General features: G+C 73.5%; 17 protein-coding genes. 7 read left to right on the forward strand and 10 right to left on the reverse strand.

The features are described from left to right. Nucleotides 1–633 precede the first annotated feature (633 nt). Nucleotides 634–2,145, reverse strand: coding sequence for an MFS transporter (locus AB0912_RS27680; protein ID WP_366704511.1), 1,512 nt, complete (start codon nt 2,143–2,145; stop codon nt 634–636). A 473-nt stretch (nt 2,146–2,618) separates the two neighbouring features. After that, nucleotides 2,619–2,792, reverse strand: coding sequence for a CsbD family protein (locus tag AB0912_RS27685; RefSeq protein WP_366704433.1), 174 nt, complete (start codon nt 2,790–2,792; stop codon nt 2,619–2,621). Between the two features lie 216 nt (nt 2,793–3,008). On the opposite strand from AB0912_RS27685, the gene AB0912_RS27690 reads away from it, so the two are divergent. Both AB0912_RS27690 and AB0912_RS27695 read left to right on the forward strand, forming a co-directional pair. Then, on the forward strand, nt 3,009–3,572 hold the full coding sequence (locus AB0912_RS27690) for a DUF5709 domain-containing protein (protein WP_366704435.1): 564 nt from the start codon (nt 3,009–3,011) through the stop codon (nt 3,570–3,572). A gap of 535 nt (nt 3,573–4,107) precedes the next feature. After that, a complete protein-coding gene (locus AB0912_RS27695; protein ID WP_366704437.1) occupies nt 4,108–5,265 on the forward strand; it encodes a hypothetical protein in 1,158 nt (385 codons plus the stop codon). A gap of 172 nt (nt 5,266–5,437) precedes the next feature. Here the strand turns inward: AB0912_RS27695 and AB0912_RS27700 are convergent, their stop codons facing one another. The 5 genes from AB0912_RS27700 to AB0912_RS27720 form a co-directional block, all read right to left on the reverse strand. Then, nucleotides 5,438–6,040 carry a GPP34 family phosphoprotein gene (locus tag AB0912_RS27700; RefSeq protein WP_366704439.1) on the reverse strand — a complete coding sequence of 201 codons (603 nt, stop codon included), beginning with the start codon at nt 6,038–6,040 and terminating at the stop codon, nt 5,438–5,440. A 305-nt stretch (nt 6,041–6,345) separates the two neighbouring features. After that, nucleotides 6,346–6,468 carry a type B 50S ribosomal protein L36 gene (ykgO, locus tag AB0912_RS27705; RefSeq protein WP_081220789.1) on the reverse strand — a complete coding sequence of 41 codons (123 nt, stop codon included), beginning with the start codon at nt 6,466–6,468 and terminating at the stop codon, nt 6,346–6,348. A gap of 41 nt (nt 6,469–6,509) precedes the next feature. Beyond that, the gene (locus AB0912_RS27710; protein WP_366704441.1) at nt 6,510–6,770 is read right to left on the reverse strand and encodes a type B 50S ribosomal protein L31; all 261 of its coding nucleotides are present in this window, start codon (nt 6,768–6,770) and stop codon (nt 6,510–6,512) included. A gap of 118 nt (nt 6,771–6,888) precedes the next feature. Beyond that, nucleotides 6,889–7,053 (reverse strand): 50S ribosomal protein L33, encoded by a 165-nt coding sequence (rpmG, locus tag AB0912_RS27715; RefSeq protein WP_366704443.1) that lies wholly within the window; start codon nt 7,051–7,053, stop codon nt 6,889–6,891. A gap of 166 nt (nt 7,054–7,219) precedes the next feature. Continuing rightward, nucleotides 7,220–7,627 (reverse strand): DUF4232 domain-containing protein, encoded by a 408-nt coding sequence (locus AB0912_RS27720; protein WP_366704445.1) that lies wholly within the window; start codon nt 7,625–7,627, stop codon nt 7,220–7,222. On the opposite strand from AB0912_RS27720, the gene AB0912_RS27725 reads away from it, so the two are divergent. Then, nucleotides 7,626–8,150 carry a hypothetical protein gene (locus tag AB0912_RS27725; RefSeq protein WP_366704447.1) on the forward strand — a complete coding sequence of 175 codons (525 nt, stop codon included), beginning with the start codon at nt 7,626–7,628 and terminating at the stop codon, nt 8,148–8,150. The two genes, AB0912_RS27720 and AB0912_RS27725, sit on opposite strands and share 2 nt — an antisense overlap. Nucleotides 8,151–8,530: 380 nt before the next feature. Further along, complete coding sequence (locus AB0912_RS27730) at nt 8,531–10,888, forward strand: SpoIIE family protein phosphatase (protein ID WP_366704449.1); 2,358 nt, start codon at nt 8,531–8,533, stop codon at nt 10,886–10,888. A gap of 389 nt (nt 10,889–11,277) precedes the next feature. On the opposite strand, the gene AB0912_RS27735 is transcribed toward AB0912_RS27730, so the two are convergent. From AB0912_RS27735 to AB0912_RS27745, 3 genes are all read right to left on the reverse strand, one after another. Then, complete coding sequence (locus tag AB0912_RS27735; RefSeq protein ID WP_366704451.1) at nt 11,278–11,730, reverse strand: ATP-binding protein; 453 nt, start codon at nt 11,728–11,730, stop codon at nt 11,278–11,280. Between the two features lie 78 nt (nt 11,731–11,808). After that, a complete protein-coding gene (locus AB0912_RS27740) occupies nt 11,809–13,062 on the reverse strand; it encodes an NAD(P)/FAD-dependent oxidoreductase (RefSeq protein WP_366704453.1) in 1,254 nt (417 codons plus the stop codon). A gap of 501 nt (nt 13,063–13,563) precedes the next feature. Next, a complete protein-coding gene (locus AB0912_RS27745; protein WP_366704455.1) occupies nt 13,564–13,911 on the reverse strand; it encodes a PRC-barrel domain containing protein in 348 nt (115 codons plus the stop codon). A 342-nt stretch (nt 13,912–14,253) separates the two neighbouring features. Between AB0912_RS27745 and AB0912_RS27750 the strand changes: the two genes are divergently transcribed. The 3 genes from AB0912_RS27750 to AB0912_RS27760 all read left to right on the forward strand — a co-directional run bounded on the left by AB0912_RS27750 (nt 14,254) and on the right by AB0912_RS27760 (nt 18,453). Continuing rightward, entirely contained in the window at nt 14,254–14,622 is a 369-nt protein-coding gene (locus AB0912_RS27750) for a hypothetical protein (protein ID WP_366704457.1), read from the forward strand. Nucleotides 14,623–15,304: 682 nt separating this feature from the next. Next, a complete protein-coding gene (locus AB0912_RS27755) occupies nt 15,305–15,856 on the forward strand; it encodes a hypothetical protein (protein WP_366704459.1) in 552 nt (183 codons plus the stop codon). Between the two features lie 464 nt (nt 15,857–16,320). Further along, on the forward strand, nt 16,321–18,453 hold the full coding sequence (locus AB0912_RS27760; RefSeq protein ID WP_366704461.1) for a hypothetical protein: 2,133 nt from the start codon (nt 16,321–16,323) through the stop codon (nt 18,451–18,453). Nucleotides 18,454–18,481 lie beyond the last annotated feature (28 nt).

Below are 18,481 nucleotides of genomic sequence, written 5' to 3' on the forward strand. Positions count from 1 at the left end.
CGGTGATCCGGCTGGCGCCGGGGGCCGGGTCGGCGGGGGCCGCGGTCGCGGCGGCCGGCTGGAGGGCGAGGGCCAGCAGCGAGCCGGCGGCGGTCAGGGCGAGGGCGGCGGCGCGTCTGCGCCGACGCGCGGAACCGGGGACGCGGTTCAAGGTGGTCTCCTTCTGCGGGGGTTGCCCTGGGCCACCGGGCCGACGGCAGGGGCCGGTCCGGGGCAGGGCGGGAAGGAGCGCCGCTCGACGTACCGCGCACGAGGACACGCGCGGTTCGGGCGGCGCGTGGAGCGTGAGGGTGCGGGCGACAGGTGTGGGGTGAGGAGCGTGGGGGCGACAGGCGTGGGGCGCTAGGTGTGGGGCGCTAGGTGTGGGGGCGTGAACGAAGCGTGAATGTTCGTCAGCAGAGTGACATCGGTCCCGTCTTGTTGTCATGGCGGCGACAACACAACGGCTTGAATTGACCATGGCCTGCTGGGCGTTCGTCACGAGCGGCGAAGCTTTTCGGACGCTGTGGTTCCGCTGTGCACCCGCCGGGCGGGGAGCCGCGGCGGGCTACTGGGGGCCCGTTGAGGGTCCGGTGTCAGGGGCGGCGGTAGGGCTCATCCCCTTGGGGCCGGCGTCAGGGGCCGGCCGGCCCCTCAGGGCTGGCTGGCGTGGGTGTGGCCGTGGGACCACTCGGGCGGGCAGGGCGGCTGGCCGTCGTCGGGGGCGCGGTCGCGCCGCCAGTCGTACACGGCGAGGGCGAGCGCGCCGAGGATGGCCACCGTGCCGGCTCCGACGGCCAGTGCCACGGCGGAGCGGTAGTCGCGGTGTTCCGTGCCGAGCACCAGGTAGAAGAGACCCGGCAGCGCGGCCGTGCCGACGGCGCCGCCCAGCCGCTGGGCCGTCTGGAGGGCGCCGCCCGCCGCCCCCGCCATGCGTACGGGGACGTCCCGCAGGGTCATCGTGACGTTGGGCGAAATGACACAGCCGCCGCCCAGCCCGCCGACGAACAGGGCCGGAGCCGCCCACCAGACCGCGCTGTCGGCGGGGCCGAAACGCAGGATCAGCACGGCGCCGCCGAGTCCGAGGGCGACCGCGGTGAGGCCGCAGACGGTCAGCAGCCGCCCGAACCGGTCCACCAGCCGTCCGGCGATCACCGCGGCGGCGGCCGAACCGAGGGCGAACGGCGTCACCGCGAGCCCCGAGCGCAGCGGCGAGAAGCCCTCGCCGTTCTGGAAGTACAGGGCGAACACCAGCCAGACCCCGCTGAACCCCACGAAGTACAGGGCCGCGATCGTCGCACCGGCGGCGTAGCCCCGTGTACTGGTCACCAGGCGGGGGTCCAGGAGAGGCCGGCCGCCGCGTGCCGCGAGGCGCCGCTCCCAGCGGGCGAAGGCCCAGAGCAGGAGCAGCCCGACGAGGAAGAGCCACCACAGCTTTCGTACGCCGCCGGACTCGGCCATCACCAGGGGCAGCATCACCGCGAGCACCCCGCAGCCGAGCAGCAGTACGCCCGGGAGGTCGAGCCGTTCGCGGCGCCCGGGGGCGACCTTGGGGAGCATGCGCACGCCCAGCAGGAAGGCGACGGCGCCGACGGGCACGTTCACGTAGAAGATCCAGCGCCAGCCGTCGGGTCCGTCGGCGAGTTTCAGGATGAGCCCGCCGACGACGGGGCCGACGGCGCTGGAGATGCCGACGGTGGCGCCGAAGAGACCGAAGGCGCGTCCGCGCTCGGCTCCCCGGAACATCTGCTGGATGAGGGCGGAGTTCTGCGGGGCGAGACAGCCCGCGGCGACCCCCTGGGCCAGCCGGGCCACGATGAGCAGGGTGATGGTGGGCGCGGCACCGGCCGCCGCGCTGCACAGGACGAAGGCGGCGAGCGCCAGCAGGAAGATGCGCCGTCTGCCGATCGCGTCGCCGAGGCGTCCCGCCGTCACCAGGACCAGGGCGAAGGTGAGGGCGTAGCCGGAGACCACCCACTGGATGGAGGGCGCGGAGGCGTGCAGGTCCCGCTGCATGGAGGGCAGCGCGACGGCGACGATCGTGACGTCCAGCAGGCTCATGAACCCGGCGGCCAGCGTCACCCACAGGGCGTGCCACCGCCGCGGATCGGCTCCCTCGGCCGCCCCCTTCGAACTGTCTCCTCGTCCGCCTGCCTGCGTGTGCAGTGCTCCCACGCCGGGGGCTCCTCTCCGCCGCTCCCCACCATCTTCGGCCCGCGCGGGCGCACGGCAACAGGAGCGGTGCGTAAGGCCGGTCCCCTGGCGGGGCCCGCTACCGGGGGTTGTCGTTCGTGAACGCAGACCGGTGGGGTCCGTTCCGGGGAACGGACCCCACCTGGGTTCGGCATGACGGGCATGACGGGCGCTTCGACGCGCGCACGGCTTCGGCCGCCTGTACTGGTCAGCGTCGGTCCGCACGTGTCAGTACGTGGCGGTGCCGGCCGGCCCTCGTCCGCGTCGGGGCGGTGCTGCTCGGCACTCGTCCGCGATGCGGTGGCGGGGGTCGCGTTCGTCCGCGCGCTGGGCGGTGCGGTACGGCACGTGTCCGCGCACCGGGGGCGGTGCGGTTCGGCACGTGTCCGCGCGCCGGGCGGTGCTGTGGGCGCTCGGCCGCGCGGGCGGTGCCGGTCGGCGCGCCGTCAGTGCTTGAAGGCGTCCTTCGCCTTCTCCTTCGCCTGACGCGCGTCGCCCTTCGCCTGCTCGGCGCGGCCCTCGGCGGTCATCCGCTCGTTGCCCACGGCGCGCCCGGCGGCTTCCTTGGCCTTGCCCTTGGCCTCTTCCATCTTGCCCTTGGCCTTCTGGTCACCAGCCACAACTGCTCACTTCCCCATCAGGATCGACATCAGTTGCCGGAGCATCGGGTGACCGCCCAGGCGCGGGTCAAACGTGATGGCCCCGGATCAGCGCTCACCGGGCGGTCACCCTCCGTACCGGCCGGCGGCTCCGGCGTGCCGGAACGGGTGGGCTGGGCGAGCCTGGGTACGCGGGGCGATGACACACTTCGAACCATCCCGGAGGTCGCTGACGACATGGGCAGCCAGAGCGAGGACGACGTCATGGGCGACGAGGTCTACCAGCCGGAAGGCCTCGACGATCGCGAGGACGAGGGCATCCTCGACGCGGAGGACACCCTGGAGGACCGGGGCGCCGACCCCTACGACGAGGGGTGGTCGCCGCCCGAGCGCCCCCTCGGTGTGAACCACCAGGGCACCACGGAACGTGAGCAGCGCGAAGGGGAGACCCTGGACGAGCGGCTCGCCGAGGAGCGCCGGGACCCCGCCCTGGAGGAGCCGGACGCCGACGACGACGGTGTGGGCGATCTGGAGGGCGGGGACGGCGAGCCGCTGGACGACGAGGCGGGCTCGGACCGGGCCGGTCGCCTGGTGGCGTACGAGGACGACGCCCTGGAGGACGCCGAGAACGACATGCTCGCCGAGGACGTCGGCATCGACGGCGCCGCGGCCTCCGCGGAGGAGGCCGCCGTCCATCTCGTCCCGGACGACGTGCCGGAAGTGCCCGAGGAGGACGACCTGCGCCAGGCGCGGGAGGACGAGGTCCGGCGGCTGCGCTCCGAGACGGACACCGCTCCCTGAGCCGGCCCGGCCCGGCTTCCCTACGGCGTGAGGGCGCCGATCCCCTTCACGGGATCGGCGCCCTCACGTCGTACACGACGCCGTACAGGTACGGCGTCGGTCCTCATACACCTACGAGGGTCAGTCCTCGCCCCGCACTATGTTCCCCTCGGGAGCGGACCGGTCCTGGCGGGCCGTTTGGTCGGTGGTCGCAGGAACACAGGTCCGCGGACCACTCCCCCGACGGCGCGCCTCGGCCCACTCCGTCTCGGTCCGAATGATGGTCCTGCTGCTGGTGTCCGCGGTCACGACGCTTCATCTTCCTTCTGTGTCCGGCCCGTTCGGGACCTGCTTCCCTGCGGCACTGGGCTCTCTCCCCTACCGGGTCCCCGCGGTCGGCACCGGGAAACCCCGCCGCGCGCCGCCCATGATGACGAAACGCCCATAATCGCGCGAGGGCGGAGGTCCGTGATCTCCGAGGGGGCCACGTCTCCGGATCATGGCGCGAGGTGACCATACTGGGAGGGCACACCACACCCCACCAGCGAAGTGACTCATGTCGAAGTCCTCCACAGACCGTCCCACCGCGCCGGACACCGTCTGGCTGGCCGCCGGGCGCCACACCGGCCCCGCACCGCAGAACGCCGTCCGGGAGCACCTGCGGGAACTGAAGAACAGCGAACGGATCCAGGGCTTCCTGGAGACGGGGAACACCTCGGCACCCGACGGTCATGTCTTCGAGGCCCGCTGGTTCGTCGCCGACGGCGTCACGGTACGGGCGCGACTCGTCACCGACGGGCGGGAGGAGGTGGACGGCGACCGTCGGTGGACGCTGGCGGCGGAGGCGGAAGCGCCCTGGGACCTGGCGTGGCCCTCCCCCGCCGACGTGTTCTGGACGGCGGGTGGCGAACTCGACTGGGAGCGGGACGCGGCGACCGGACTGCGGCTGCGGGACATCAATCCGCTGCCCAAGGACGACGCCGTCCTGCGCCGGCTGATCAAGGACAGCGGACGGCAGAGCTGGAGCGTCCACGTCGTCGTCCACGAGGCCATGACGCCCGACAGCGACGGCCGGCTCCCCCTGGTCCGGCTGCTGCCGCCGGGGCTGCGGCACCGCGTGGTGGAGCACCGGGCCACGCCGGAGCAGTACCACGCGGTCAACTGGGCCCTCGGCGACCTCGACGTGTCCGTGCCGCGCGGCGGAGCCGTCATCCTCCCCGGCGCCCCGGCCCGGCTGGGCTACGACCAGGAGGAGTTCAGCGTACGGAGCGTCTTCCTCGACGGGTCCGAGCCGACCGAACTCCTGGACAAGATCCTGCGCTTCGCCGCCCTGCCCTGGCCGCTGCCGGACGACGCCGCCGCCGCGTTCACCGCGCTGCGCGAGGAGTGGCGGCTGCTGACGCTGGAGGAGGAACTGGCCAAGGCACGCGCGCAGGTCGCCTCCTACGCCGAGGCCCTCGACGCGATGACCAAGTCCCGCGACCTGTACCGGGAGGCCACCGAACTGGCCCACGCGGCGCTCGCCGAGATGGAGGAGTTCCGGGCCGCGGCGTCCGCCGTGCGGGCCGCGTCCGAGGGCCAGGAGAAGAACCCGCTGACGAAGACCCTGCAACGGGTCTCCGACACCCTGCGCGCCCGGCGGGCGCCCCGGGTGGAGGCACAACTCCAGGAGGCACGGGACAGCGTCCGTCGAGCGCGCGAGTCCTCCGGCTGAGCGGCCGGCCGTCTCGGGCGGAGGGGGCCGCCCGTCCCCGGCGGAGCCGGTTGCCCGTCCCCGGCGGAGCCTGTCGAGCCCGGCGCCCGGCCGCCCGCCCCCGTCGAGACGGCCGGCCGGCCCGGTCCTCAGGAGCGGCTCGTCCCGGTTCAGACGGCCAGCCCTGTCGTCGTCAGCCGCGCCAGATGTTGGCGAACGCCGCCTTCTCGATGGACCGGCGCTGGCGGACCGCCTCCAGTTCCATCACGGCGTCGTGCACGGCGACCAGGACGGTCGTGACTCCCTCGTCGGCCACGGCCGGCGTGTCCTCGGTCTGCTCGGCGGGGAGCCCGACGACCGCCGCGAGGGCGAGGAGTACGGGTTCGTCCGCCGCCCAGCGGTGCAGCGCGCGGGTGCGGGCCGGCGAGTCCGTCAGCTCCATGCGCTCGCCCTTGAACGACAGGCGGCCCCGCTTCTGCCGTACGAGCTGACCCGACCGTTCGAGGTCGCTCTGATAGGCCGCGGCCAGGTCGCGGCCCCTGCGCCAGAGCCAGTCCTCGACCCTCTCGTACGGCGCCCGCCGGTCGAGTTTCGTCGCCGCCTCGTCCAGCAGGCGGTCGTCCGTCGCCGAGTCCAGCCTCGGCACCATGCGGTCGCCGTCCAGGGTGAGGGCCTCGGTGGCGACGAGATCGATCACCTCCGCGCCCGCGAGGGCGAGCGAGAGGTCGCCCTGTCCCACCGGGCGGTCCGGCTCCCTGTCCATCGTGACGATGAACAGGTCCTTGGCCGTGGTCACGAACGGCTCCCTTCGGAGTTCTGCGACCGGCGCGACCCTCACGCGTCGGTTCGGTCCACCGGCGCACCGCCGTCCGCGGGCGATCCGGTCAGCCGCGGGAGAAGGCACGTCACATGCGTGATCGTAACTCCAGGCGGGCGCGGGCATCCGTGCGCCGCGGGTCCCGGCGGGCAGGTCGTGGAAGCGCGGTGGCCGCGCACGTACCCGGACCGGACGCCCCCCGCCGGCCCACCCCCCGGACACGCGTGCGGCCCGGCCCACGCGGGTGCGCGAGCCGGGCCGGACGGGTTCTTCCGCCTCCCGCGTCAGCCCTGGCGGGCCTTCAGGCGCGGGTTCTTCTTGTTCACGACGAAGACCACGCCGCGCCTGCGCACCACCTGGGCGCCGGGCTTGGACTTCAGCGAACGGAGCGAATTGCGTACCTTCATGGGCGTGCTCTCCTCCTGCCGGGCACGGCGTGTTCCGGGGCTCAGCTCCGGTGCGCCGCGGCGCGGCCGTAGCGGCGCTCGAAGCGCTCCACCCGGCCGGCGGTGTCCAGGACCCGTGAGGTCCCGGTGTAGAACGGGTGACTCGCCGACGAGATCTCGACGTCGACGACGGGGTAGACGGCGCCGTCCTCCCACTCGACCGTCTTGTCCGAGCGGGCGGTCGACCGCGTCAGGAACGCTACGTCGGCGGCACGGTCCCGGAAGACGACCGGACGGGACACGGGATGAATGTCGGTCCTCATGGGGTTCCCTCCTCGATTGCGGCGACTACGACGGCGGAGGCGTCGGCCACACCCGCCGGGCGCGACCGTCGGGCGCGGCCGGCGGGGGTCGGCCGGCCGGGGGTCGGCCGGCGTGGGATCAGCGCTCCTCGCGGAACGCGACGTGCCTGCCCGCCTGCGGGTCGTACTTGCGCAGCACGAGCCGGTCGGGGTCGTTGCCGCGGTTCTTGCGCGTCACGTATGTCGCGCCGGTTCCGGCCGTCGACTTCAGCGTGACGACGGGGCGCGCGGTACTGCGTGCCATGAGGCCTCCTTCGCCCACCATGCACGGGCCTTGACTCGCGCATGCCAATCAGTTACGTGAGCTGTAACAGCCCACCCCGCGTCCGCATTCCCGGGCGGCCCAGCCAAGAGACTTCGGCGCGAGGAGAGACCCCGGCCGGGGGGAGACCCCGGCACGAGGAGGGTGTTCAGGAGGGCTTCGTCGCCGTGACGGCGGTGGCGGTGACCGTGTTGTCGCACTCGGCCACCACTCCGTCGTCCAGCGCCACCTGGTGCGCGCCCGCGCCGGGCAGCCCCACCACGAGGGTCGGGAAGGAGGCCGGCTCGGCACCGGAGGCGCAGTAACCGTCGCCCTCCCCCTGGACCTGTACGAACGTCAGCTTGACCCAGGCCTTCCCGCCGGGTGCGAGGGCCACCTTCGCCGCGGTGCCCGTCGGGGTCACGGTGAGGGGGCGGTTCTTGTCCGGGGAGCCGTTGGCCGCGCCCGCCACGGTCGGATGACCCTGGAGCGAGCACGAGGCGGCGGAGGTGTTGGTGAACTCCACGACGGCCGCGCCGGTACCCGTGCCCTGCGGCCGGACGTCGGCCTGCCGCATGGAGGTCTTCAGCGACTCGCCCGCGCAGGCCGGGACCGCCGGAGCGGAGGACCCGTCTCCCGAGCCCGGCTCACCGGAGGAGGGCTTCGCCGACGGGCCGCCCGACGAGCCCGTACCTCCCGACGAGCCCGTACCTCCCGACGAGCCCGTACCTCCCGACGAGCCCGTACCTCCCGACGAGCCCGTACCTCCCGAGGAGTCAGTGCCGCCCGACGAGCCCGTGCCCGTACCGCCGGACGGCGCGCTCGGTGTGGCCGCGCCCGAGGAGGCGGCCGGCGGCGCGGAGGACGACGCCGGAGGGGAGTCGGCTCCTTCGTCGTCCGGCTGGCAGGCGGTCATGAGAAGTGCGGCGGCGGACACGCCCGCCATCGCCACGGCGGCCCTGCGGGCACCCGTTCCGTACCGCGTCCCGTTGCGCATGCTGTCCCCCGATGAGTCGGTCCCCTTGCCGGCGCTTCCCCGGCACTCGTCGCTACAGAGCGCGCACGGGCCGCCGGAGGTTCGCGCCCGGACGGGCCTGTGACGTGACGGTGACGGGCCGGATACGGGCCCCACCCCCACCGGTCCAGTCCGGTCCACTCCGGTCCGACCCGATCCATGTCGATCCCATGCGGACTCGTTCGATCGCCTCCGGCGGTTCAGGCCGTTCCGGCTGCTCCGGCCGGCGCCGCACCCGGGCCCTCTTCGCGTCCCGGCACCCCGGCGTCGCGGGGCGCGTCGGCCGCGGGCGCGTCGGCCGCCGACGCGCCCCGCCCAGGACGAGGTCCTACATTGGAGGAATCGTTGCTCGCCCGACCGAAGAGCACACGCTTCGCGACATGACCTCCTCCGGTGAGAATCAGCCGCCGAATCCCTCCCGTCACACGGAGGCGCGCAGCCGGACCCACAGCAGAGGTGATTCCGGTGACTGGTGAGGCCCCGCTGATGGTCGTGGACGGCGCCGGCGTCGTCGTCCGCTGGAGCCCCCGGGCGCGGGAACTGTGGCGGCTGCCGGATTCCGCCGCCCTGGGGCGGACGGCTCTGCACCTGCTCACGCGCGCCGGCGACGACCCCGCGGGCCCGGCGGAGCCGGGCAGCGGTCCGTCCGGCATCGAGGACCACGAGGGCAACCCCGTCGACCTGCGCGTCCGGCCGGTCCCGCTCCCCGGCGGCGGGACGGCCTGGGGCGTCTTCGAGGCGACGGGCGACACTTCCGTGACCGGACCTCAGGACGAGGCGGCCGACACCAGGAACGCCGTGCTCGACGCACTGCGGGCGAACACCCGGGACGCGTACTTCGTCGTCGACGCGGAGCTGCGGGTCCTCAGCCTCAACGACCCGGCCGTCACGCTCTGCGCCGCCACGGAGGACGAGGCGCGCGGCCGGCCGGTCGGCGAGGTGTGCCGGCCCTCCCGGCCGCTGGAGTTCGACAGCATCCTGCGGGACGTCGTCACCGCCGGCACGCCGGTCACCGACTACGTGGTACGCCTCGACCCCGCGAGCGGTTCCGGCCCGGAACGGTTCGTGCGGATCTCCGCCTTCCCGCTCAGGGAGGGGCGGGGCGCGGTGCTCTCACTGGTCGAGGTCACCGAGCACATGCGCACCGAGCGGCGGATCGAGGCGCTCGCCTCGGTGCGGGAGCGGGTCGGGCGCAGTCTCGACGTGGTGACGACCTGCGAGGAACTGGTGGACGCGCTGGTGCCCGGCTTCGCCGACATCGCGGTGGTCGAGGTGGTCGACGCCGTGGTGCGGGGCGAGGACCCTCCGCTCAGTCCGCTCGGGCGCGAGGTCCCCCTGCGGCGGGCCGCGTTCCGCAACGCCGTGTCCGACCGGGCGGCGCAGGCGCATCCGCTGGGTGACGTCCGCGCCCTGCCGACGCCGACCCCGTACTCGCAGGCGCTGACCGATCTCAAGCCGCGCGCCGTCACCCTCGACGAGGACACCCCGTGGCTGGCCGCCGATCCGCAGCGGGCCCGGGCCATCCGTGACTCGGGCGCCCGTACGCTGCTCACCGCCCCGCTCGCCGTGCGCGGTTCCGTGCTCGGGCTGCTGAGCCTGTACCGGGTGCGGGGGAGCGACGCCTTCGACGCGAACGACGTGGCCCTCACGCACGAGCTGGCCACGCACACCGCGCTCAGTCTCGACAACGCGCGCCGCTACACCCACGAGCACACCATCGCGGCGGCCCTGCAACGCCATCTGCTGCCCCCTGACCCGCCCTCGCAGACGGCCATGGAGTTCGCGCAGTTGCATCTGCCTGCCGACGCGGGCGCGGGGACCTGGTTCGACGCCTTCAGCCTCCCGGGGGCGCGGACCGCGCTGACCGTCGGCGAGGTCCGCGGGACCGGTATCGACGCCGCGACGACCATGGGCCAGCTCCGCACCGTCGTCCGCTCGCTCGCCGCGCTCGACCTGGAGCCCGACGAACTGCTCGCCCGGCTGAACGACACCGTCGTACGCCTCGCCTACGAGCGGCAGGCGCTGCCCACCGGCGACCCGCTGCACCAGGAGCCGCTCAGCGCGAGCTGTGTCTACGTGGTGCACGATCCCCTGCACGGGGTGTGCGCGATGGCCTCCGCCGGGCATCCCGCGCCGGTGGTCGCGCACCCCAGCGGAGTGATCGACGTGCCGGAACTCCCGGCGGGCCCGCTGCTGGGCAGCCGCCACGGGCCGCCCTTCGCCACGGCGTCCGTGCCGATGCGGGACGGCAGTGTGCTCGCCCTGTGGACGACGTCCTTCCCGGCCTCCGAGAGCAGGGGCCGGCGCCCGTCGAGGCTGCTGCGCGAGGCGCTGTCCCGGCTGGACCGCCCGCTGGCCGAGCTGCGCGACGACATCCTCTACCGGCTGCGCGGCACGCCCGGGACGCACGATGTGCTGCTCCTGCTCGCCCGTACCCGGGAGTTCCCCGCCGACCAGGTCGCCACCTGGCCGCTGGACCCGGTGCCGGCGGCGGCGGGCACGGCACGGCAGCACGCGCGGCACCGGCTCCGGACGTGGCAGGTGAGCGAGGAGACCGCCTTCGCGACCGAGCTGATCGTCAGCGAGCTGGTGACCAACGCCGTGCGCTACGGGTCTCCGCCGATCCGGCTGCGGCTCATCAAGGACTCCACGCTCACCTGCGAGGTGAGCGACGGCGGCGGCGCCGCACCCCGGATCCGGCACGCCCGCACGGTGGACGAGGGCGGGCGCGGACTGTTCATCTGCCAGGAGATGAGCCACAACTGGGGCATCCGCTACTCGGCGGAGGGCAAGACGATCTGGACGGAGCAACCGCTCCCCTAGAGCACCTGCGGGTTCCGTACCGAGGACGGCCGGTTCCGGCTCGACCACGGAGGGCTCGGGCAGGGCGAGCGGCCCGCCGCCCATCCCCGACAGGAGCTGATGAGCGCCCAGTTGGCGCGCGCTGTGGAGCGCGGCGGACGGATCCGCTCCGGCGCCGAGGCCATTGCGGTGCCCGACGCCGACCAGCGACCAGCGACCAGCGACCAGCGATCAGCGATCAGCGACAGCGGCACGGCACGCCCCCGCCGTTCGCTGTCGGGAGATCCCGCGCCACCGCGCCCGTGTCATGTCCGGCGCGGCCGATCCGCTCGTCGCCGAACGCGTCCCGGCCGCCGCGCCGCGGGCACTCGCGGCTGGTCTCAGCCGACCGAGGGGTGTCACCGAGTCGATTACCCGGTGGCCCGCGCCGGGACGCCCGCGTGGGCCGCCGCGCAGTCGACGTCGGCCCAGACCGTGTGTCCCTCGGTGGTCGGGACGTCTCCCCAGCTCTCGGCGAGGGTGTCCACGATCAGCAGTCCCCGGCCGCCGTCGGCCAGGGAGAACGACGGATGCCGCCAGGTCGCGCGGACGCGACCGGCGTCGATGCCGGTGCCACCGTCGGTGACCTCGATGTGCAGGTACCGGCTGTCGTCCGTACCAGTCTCCGTGAAGACCACCCGCACGGGCGGACGGCCGTGCCCCAGAGCGTTGGCGAGCAGCTCGCCCGTGACGAGGAGGATGTCCTCGCGGGCGGAGCGCTCCAGCCCCCATTCGGTCAGCTTGCGGCGCAGGTCTCCGCGCCGGTCGCACAGCACGGCGGATCCCGCGGCGGAGACCACGCCTTGCATATACGTGTGTTCCATGACGTTTCACCTCTTTTCCCTCACAGGTGATCCGTAGCCATGGGCGTTTCGGATGGGGCGGGGCTCGCGGAGTCCTCGTCAGCGTCCGGCGAGGTCCCGGGCGATCTCGCGGGCCGCGCGCGCCCCCGAGGCGAGGGCGCCCTGCACGGAGCCCGTGGTCCGGTGGTCGCCGCACACATACCGGCCCGCGGACAGCCGGGCGGTCCGGGTGAGCGGCTGGGGCGGGGGCATCGCGGGCAGCGCGTCGGGGACCGTCCGGACGGTGAGCGGGTCCCAGTCGGCGGTGTCGGTGCCGTACACCTCGGCGAGCGTGTCGCGCAGCCAGGTCTCCCGGCCCTCCTGGTCGGGGCCGAGGACCGAGGTGGCGATCAGCGACATGCCGGGTGGCGCGTAACCGGGGACCACCTCGCTGAGGACGCAGGTGTTGAGGAAGCGCCGCCGGGTGTCCGTGATCAGGGTCCCCTCGGCCAGGGGCGTGCGGGTCGCGGCGTGGTAGTACGTCGTCACCTCGCGGTAGGGCGGGAGGTCCAGGCCGGGCAGCAGCCGCGCCGCGGGGCCCGGGCCGGTCGCCACCACCACGGCACGGGCGGCGAGTTCGGCCCCGGAGTCCAGCTCCACTCCGTCGTCGGTGAGGCGTGTGACCGGCGTGTCGAGGCGCAGGGTGTCCGGGGGCAGCGCGTCGGCCAGCAGCCGGGGCACCGCCCCGATGCCGGTACCGGGCAGGCAGAGCGTACCGCGGAGCATGCTGCGCCAGACGAGGTGGAACACCTTGCCGGAGGTCTCCAGTTGGTCCTCCAGGAAGACACCGGAGAGGAAGGGCCGGAAGAACCGCTCCACGAAGGCCTCGGAGAACCCGGCGGCGGCCAGCGCGGTGCGCGTGGTGCGGTCCTCACCGCGTTTGAGGGTGCGCGCCGGGGCGAGCATGTCCCGGCCGGACAGGGCGGCCAGCGCGATCAGGTCACGGGTTCCCGCGAGCCGGCCCGGCCGCAGGTCGCCCAGGTGACGAGGGCCGCGGGTCGGGTCGCTGAAGCGCAGCGGCCCCTCGGGCGTGTGCACCAGGATGCCGGGGGTGAAGGGCCGTAGCCGCAGGTCGCGCAGCGGAAGCCGGCGCCGGACCTGCGGGTAGGAGGTGTTGAAGACCTGGAAGCCCCGGTCGATGACGAAACCGTCGTGCGGATCGGAGCGCATCCGGCCGCCCGCCCCGTCCGACGCCTCCAGCACGCGGACGTCGAGGCCGTTCCCGGCGAGGTCGCGGGCGCACGCCAGACCGGCGAGCCCGCCGCCGACGACCAGGACATCGGGCACACCGCGCTTCGCGGTCATGGGCATCATCCTCCGAGGACTCCGAGCAGCCGGTCGGTGCGTACGCCCGGTGGGCGCGGTGTGGTCCGGGGCGCGGTCCGGCACCGTGCGGCGGCGGACGCGCCCTCCTCCACCGATCTTCCCGTCGGGTCCGCCGGGCGGATGCGGGGCCACGCCGAGGGCGGCCGGATCGGTCGGGAGGGAGGGAGGGAGGGAGGGGCGGTAGCCGGCGGTGGCGGTCCGGGCGGAGGAGGGGTTCCACGCGGCGCCGGTCCGGGTCCGGGGCGGGCGATCAGCCCCAAGCGGCACCGGTCCGGTCCGGTCCGGGACAGCGCGGGCCATACCAAGCGATGCCGGTCCGGGACCGGGGATCAACCCCAAGCGACGCCGTCCCGGACGGAGAAGGCGTGCCGGTCCAGGGCGGCAGTCGTCCGGCACGAGCGGACGCCCGGAACGAGCGGAGGCCCCGGACCAGCGGGGAAGGCGCCGGTGCCGCCCTTTCCCGGGGCGGCACCGGCGGTCGCGTTCGGGTCAGTGGCCCGACCCGTAGTGGCCGCCGAGCTGGTCGCGGTAGTGCGGATCGCCGAGGTGCTTCTCCTTGTCGAACTCCGGAGCGGCCTTGATCTCGTCCTTGGTCCGCGCGACCTGGATGGTCCGGTCCTCGTGACTGATCGACGTGATCGTCCCGGCCGGCAGCAGGACCTCCTTGCCGAAGATCCAGACACCGGTGTCCACGACGATGTACTGAGAACCGACCTCGTCGGAGTGCTTGTCGACCTTGCCGATGTGCCCGTCCGTGGCCTCCACCTTGTAGCCGGTGAGGTCCGCGTCGGGCGTGTGACCGGCGGTCGGGCCGTAGCCCCAAAGGTTCTCGTTCACGAAGACTTCCTCCCACTTCTGTGCGGTACGCGCCACTTCCGCGCGGTACGCGCCACTCCTGTGCGGTACGCGCCGCGGTCCCGCGCGATGCGCACCCGGTGACCGGAGCCCGGTCACCGCTGCTCGGCGGGCTGCCCCGCCGGGGAGGACCGGGTGTCCCGTTCCCGGCCGCTGACACCCGCTTCCCGGCGATTCGTCCATGGCGCGACGCGAGGTCGCCAGGCCGGGCCGCCACGTCGGCGCAGGGACCGAGCCGGGCAGTTCCCCGCGGCCACGCGTGTCGCCGGGTTTAGCGGGCACAGGGATGCCGCTGACCCCTGCGCCACCTGGAGGAGAGTTGTCATGCATCTGGCATACGGGCACGGTGGTGCGTTCGACGGACAGGCCTGGCTGTGGGCCCTGGGGGCGCTCGTCCTCTACTGCCTGATCAGCTACGGGCTGCAGTACCGCACCCGGGCCCGGCGCGGCTCACGCAGTCCCGGCCGGGACGCCCTGCGCGATCTCAAGGACCGCGAGGAGCCGCAGTCCCCCGGCCAGCACGTCCTCAGCCGCGTGATCATGCTGGGCGGCGCCGTCCTGGTCGGACTGGTCGCCCTGCTGACGTCCGGCGGGCTGCGCGTCGCCGCCGTGACGGTGACCGCCGTGGTGGCGGTGACGGCCTGGGCGTACTACGACCACCGGGCGGAGTCCCGCTCACTGGAACGGGGCTGACGAGGCGGGCCGCCGCTCAGGCGGTGGCCCGCGTTCGGCGCGCTCGGCAGGCATCGACGCCAAGACAGTCGCCGCCAGGGGCCGAAAGACCGGACCGGAACAGCAAACCGAAACAGCGCGCCGGACGGGCCGCCCGCGGGGAACGATTGCGGCCCCGCCTCGCGCGTCCAGGGGGGGGTGGGACGACACGGGCGGGGCCGAGCGCTCGGGGCTGCCGGGGGGAGGCATCCGCGAGCTGAGACTTCTAGTGCCCGTCCCCCACCGCTTCATGCACCCGGATTCCGAAGTGATTTCGAATTGCTCACCGGAAAGGGTGAGGCTCCTCCCGGAAGGATCACCGCCAGAAGCGCGAACGGGTCCGAATCGCGACGGTCCGGCCGATTCCGTCCCCGCGCCGGAACCCACAGCAGGCCCCGCACGAGGGGCACGGCACACGGTCTCCGCCAATACGGCCGGCCCGCTGGTACCGCCGCCCGGCGCCGACCACCCGGCACGTCGGCCTCACGAACGCCGTGTCCCCACAAGGGGAACCAAAGGGGAACCAGGGGAGCCCGCCGAAGCGGCCGCTCGTCACCGGCCCTCCACGCCTTCCCCAGCGCACATGCACTTCCGGCCGCTGGTGACGCTCCGTGTCCCCGCTGGGGCAGACGGTGCGCGCGGGGCCTGCCTAGCCTCCGGGGCCATGCGATCAACACAGCCGGGACACCCCCGCCTCGCCTCCGCCCGCACCCTCGCTCTCACTCTCGCTCTCGCTCTGCTCCTCGCCCTCTTCGGTCTGGCACCCGCCGCGAGCGCGGCCGACCAAGCGCCGGCCGACCTGACGTTCGCCGGCGACAGTTCCACGGTCACACCCGGGGGCACCGTGAAGCTCTCGATGACGATCACCAACCACCGGACGTACGACATCTGGTTCGTCTACCAGACGATCGAGCCGACCTGGCTGACCACCCAGCGCCCCGATCTGAAGTACGCCTTCACCGGCTGCGACCTGGCCACGGCCACCGGCAGCGTGCCGTGTCCGGGGACCGGGCCCACCGACCTCGGGCCCAACTACGGGTCCACCGTCCCGCCCGGACAGAGCCGCACCGTCACGCTGACGCTCCAGGTCGCGGCCGACTCCGGCTGCAACGGGAACATCGGCTTCTACTCGTACTACTACGCCGAGTTCAGCGACGGCGCGAGCACGAGCGGCGGGCCGGTGTACACGCCGGAGACCCGTGTGCTCTGCTCCTGAACCCTCGCCCGGCCGGGGCGGCCGGTCCGCGCGCACCGCGTGGGCCGGCCGCCCCTCGGCGGCGATCGGTACCGCTGAGCGGTTTCCGGTGACCTAAAACCGATCACCCACCCTGATGAGCCTCATGGTCTGAACCACTGGCGCCACGCTCGGCCGGACGGCGGCGCTCCGGATCCGCCACTCCTCAGGGCCCGCCCGGCACAGACGGCTCCCCCGCCCTCGGCGGCGAGCCCGTCACCGCCGCCAAGGCACCTTCAACTCGCCTTCTCGCGGCGCCTGTTGGATACCTGCTCTTTTCCGTCATGTTTCGCGGCAGGCGCACGAAAGCTACACAGAGACCTCACTATGTGACGCGACGAGAGCGTTGACGACCGACGTCTGAGGGGGGCGGTGGCGTCACGCCGGGGGGTGGTCCGCTCCATGGGAGCCGCACTCACCCCTGCTCGGGGAGGGGACTTCACCGCATGAAGCGGACCATTCGCACGACCGCGCTCACGGTCGGCGCGCTCATCGCCTCGCTCGGTTTACCGGCCGGCACGGCGCACGCCGATCCGGTCGCACCGCGCATCGACCTGCGAGTACTGGTCGTGAGCGACGGAGGGCCCGCGACCGACGCCATCGCCGCCGAACTGGACACCGCCGGGACGCCGTACACCGAGGTCGACCTGACGCGGTCCGGCCGGCCGGTGATCGACGCCGGATTCCTCGCGGACACGGTCGACGGCACACCGCGCGCCAGGTACCAGGCGGTCGTCCTGCCCAACGACAACCCGTTCGAGGCGGGCTCCGCCGAGATGGCGGCCGTCGCGGCCTACGAGCAGACGTACGCGATCCCGCAGGTCGACGCCTACACCTACGCGCGCCCCGAGGCCGGGCTGCGGTACCCGGCCGAGGGCGGCTACGCGGGCAGCCTCGACGGAGTGCGGGCGCAGGTCACGGCCGCGGGCAGGGCGGGGCCCTTCGGCTATCTGGACGGTTCCGTGCCGTTCGAGGACAACTCCCCGACCGTGGGCGAGAGTTACGCCTATTTGGCGGCCCCCGCGGCGGGCGCCGACTTCACCGCGTATGTCGACGCGCCGATCCCGGGCGGGTCCTCGCGCGGGTCCCTCGTGGGCGAGTACCGGCACGACGGACGCCGCGAGCTGGTCGTCACCTTCGTCTACAACCAGCACCAGCAGCAGTTCCGGCTGCTGGCGCGCGGCATCGTGGAGTGGCTGACCCAGGGCGTGCGGCTGGGCGCCTCGCGCAACTACTTCGCCGTGCACGTCGACGACGTCTTCGCCGCCGACGACCGCTGGGACACGACCCTCGACTGCACTCCGGGCGACATCGACTGCCCGCAGGGCGAGGGGGTCGCCCACCCCATCCGGATGACCCCGGCGGACGTCGACCACGCCGTCGACTGGCAGAACCGGCAGGGCCTGACCCTCGACCTCGCCTACAACGGCGCGGGCAGCGTCGACCAGCACGAGGGCGAAGGCGGCGCCGACCCGCTCGGGGACAGGCTCATCGCCGAACGCGACCGGTTCCGCTGGATCAACCACACCTATACGCACGCGTTCCTCGGCTGCGAACAGGACGTCAGCGTGCTCCCCTGGAAGTGCGCCACCGGCGCCGACGGCAGCACCCGGTGGGTCTCGCGCACCGCCATCTCCGACGAGATCGCGACCAACCGCGCCTGGGGTCAGGCGGCCGGACTGCCACTGGACAGCGAGGAGTTGATCACCGGCGAGCACTCCGGTCTGAAGCTCTCGCCGCAGCAGCCCGTCGACAACCCCAACCTGGCTCCCGCGCTCGCCGACAACGGCGTGACCTGGCTCGGCTCCGACAACTCCCGTGAGCCCGGGCAGCGTCAGGTCGGCCCCGCCACCACCGTCCCCCGCTACCCGATGAACGTCTTCTACAACGCGGGCAAGGCGGCCGAGCAGGTCGACGAGTACAACTGGATCTACACCAGCCGCGCCCAGGGCGGCAGCGGCATCTGCGAGGAGCACCCGGACACCTCCACCTGCCTGCCGGCGCCGCTGGACACCGCGACGGGCTACGCGGACTACATCGTGCCGCTGGAGACCCGCATCGACCTCGGTCACGTGCTCTCCAACGACCCGAAGCCGCACTTCATCCACCAGTCGAACCTCGCCGAGGAGCGCATCGCCTACCCGGTGCTCGACGGAGTCCTCGACGGCTACCGGGAGCTGTTCGCGGACGACACCCCGGTGGTGAACCTGCGGATGAAGGACATCGGCGTCGAGCTGCGCCGCCGCGCCGCGTGGAAGGCGGCCCTCGACTCCGGTCAGGTCACCGCCTACCGGGTCGGCGACACGGTCACCGTGCAGGCTCCGGACGGCGTGGCGATCACCGCCACCATGCCCGCCGGCACCACCGCCGGCCCGACGGGCTTCGGCACCGCGTACGCGGGGTCGGTCTCGGGGTGGACGGCGTCCGCCGGCACACCCGTCACGCTCGGCCTGCCGCCGGGCACGCCCGCCCTCTCCGCCGCCGGCCACCCGAAGCGGCAGCCCGCGACCAGCGGCACGCCCCGCACCCGCGTTCCGGCGGGCGTCACCGGCCAGGTCCCCTTCGTCCCGGACAACTGAGCGACGCACCGACCGAAGGTCCCGGCCG

Origin of the sequence: Streptomyces sp. NPDC007084, from assembly GCF_040703595.1 — a bacterium.
GTDB lineage: Bacteria > Actinomycetota > Actinomycetes > Streptomycetales > Streptomycetaceae > Streptomyces.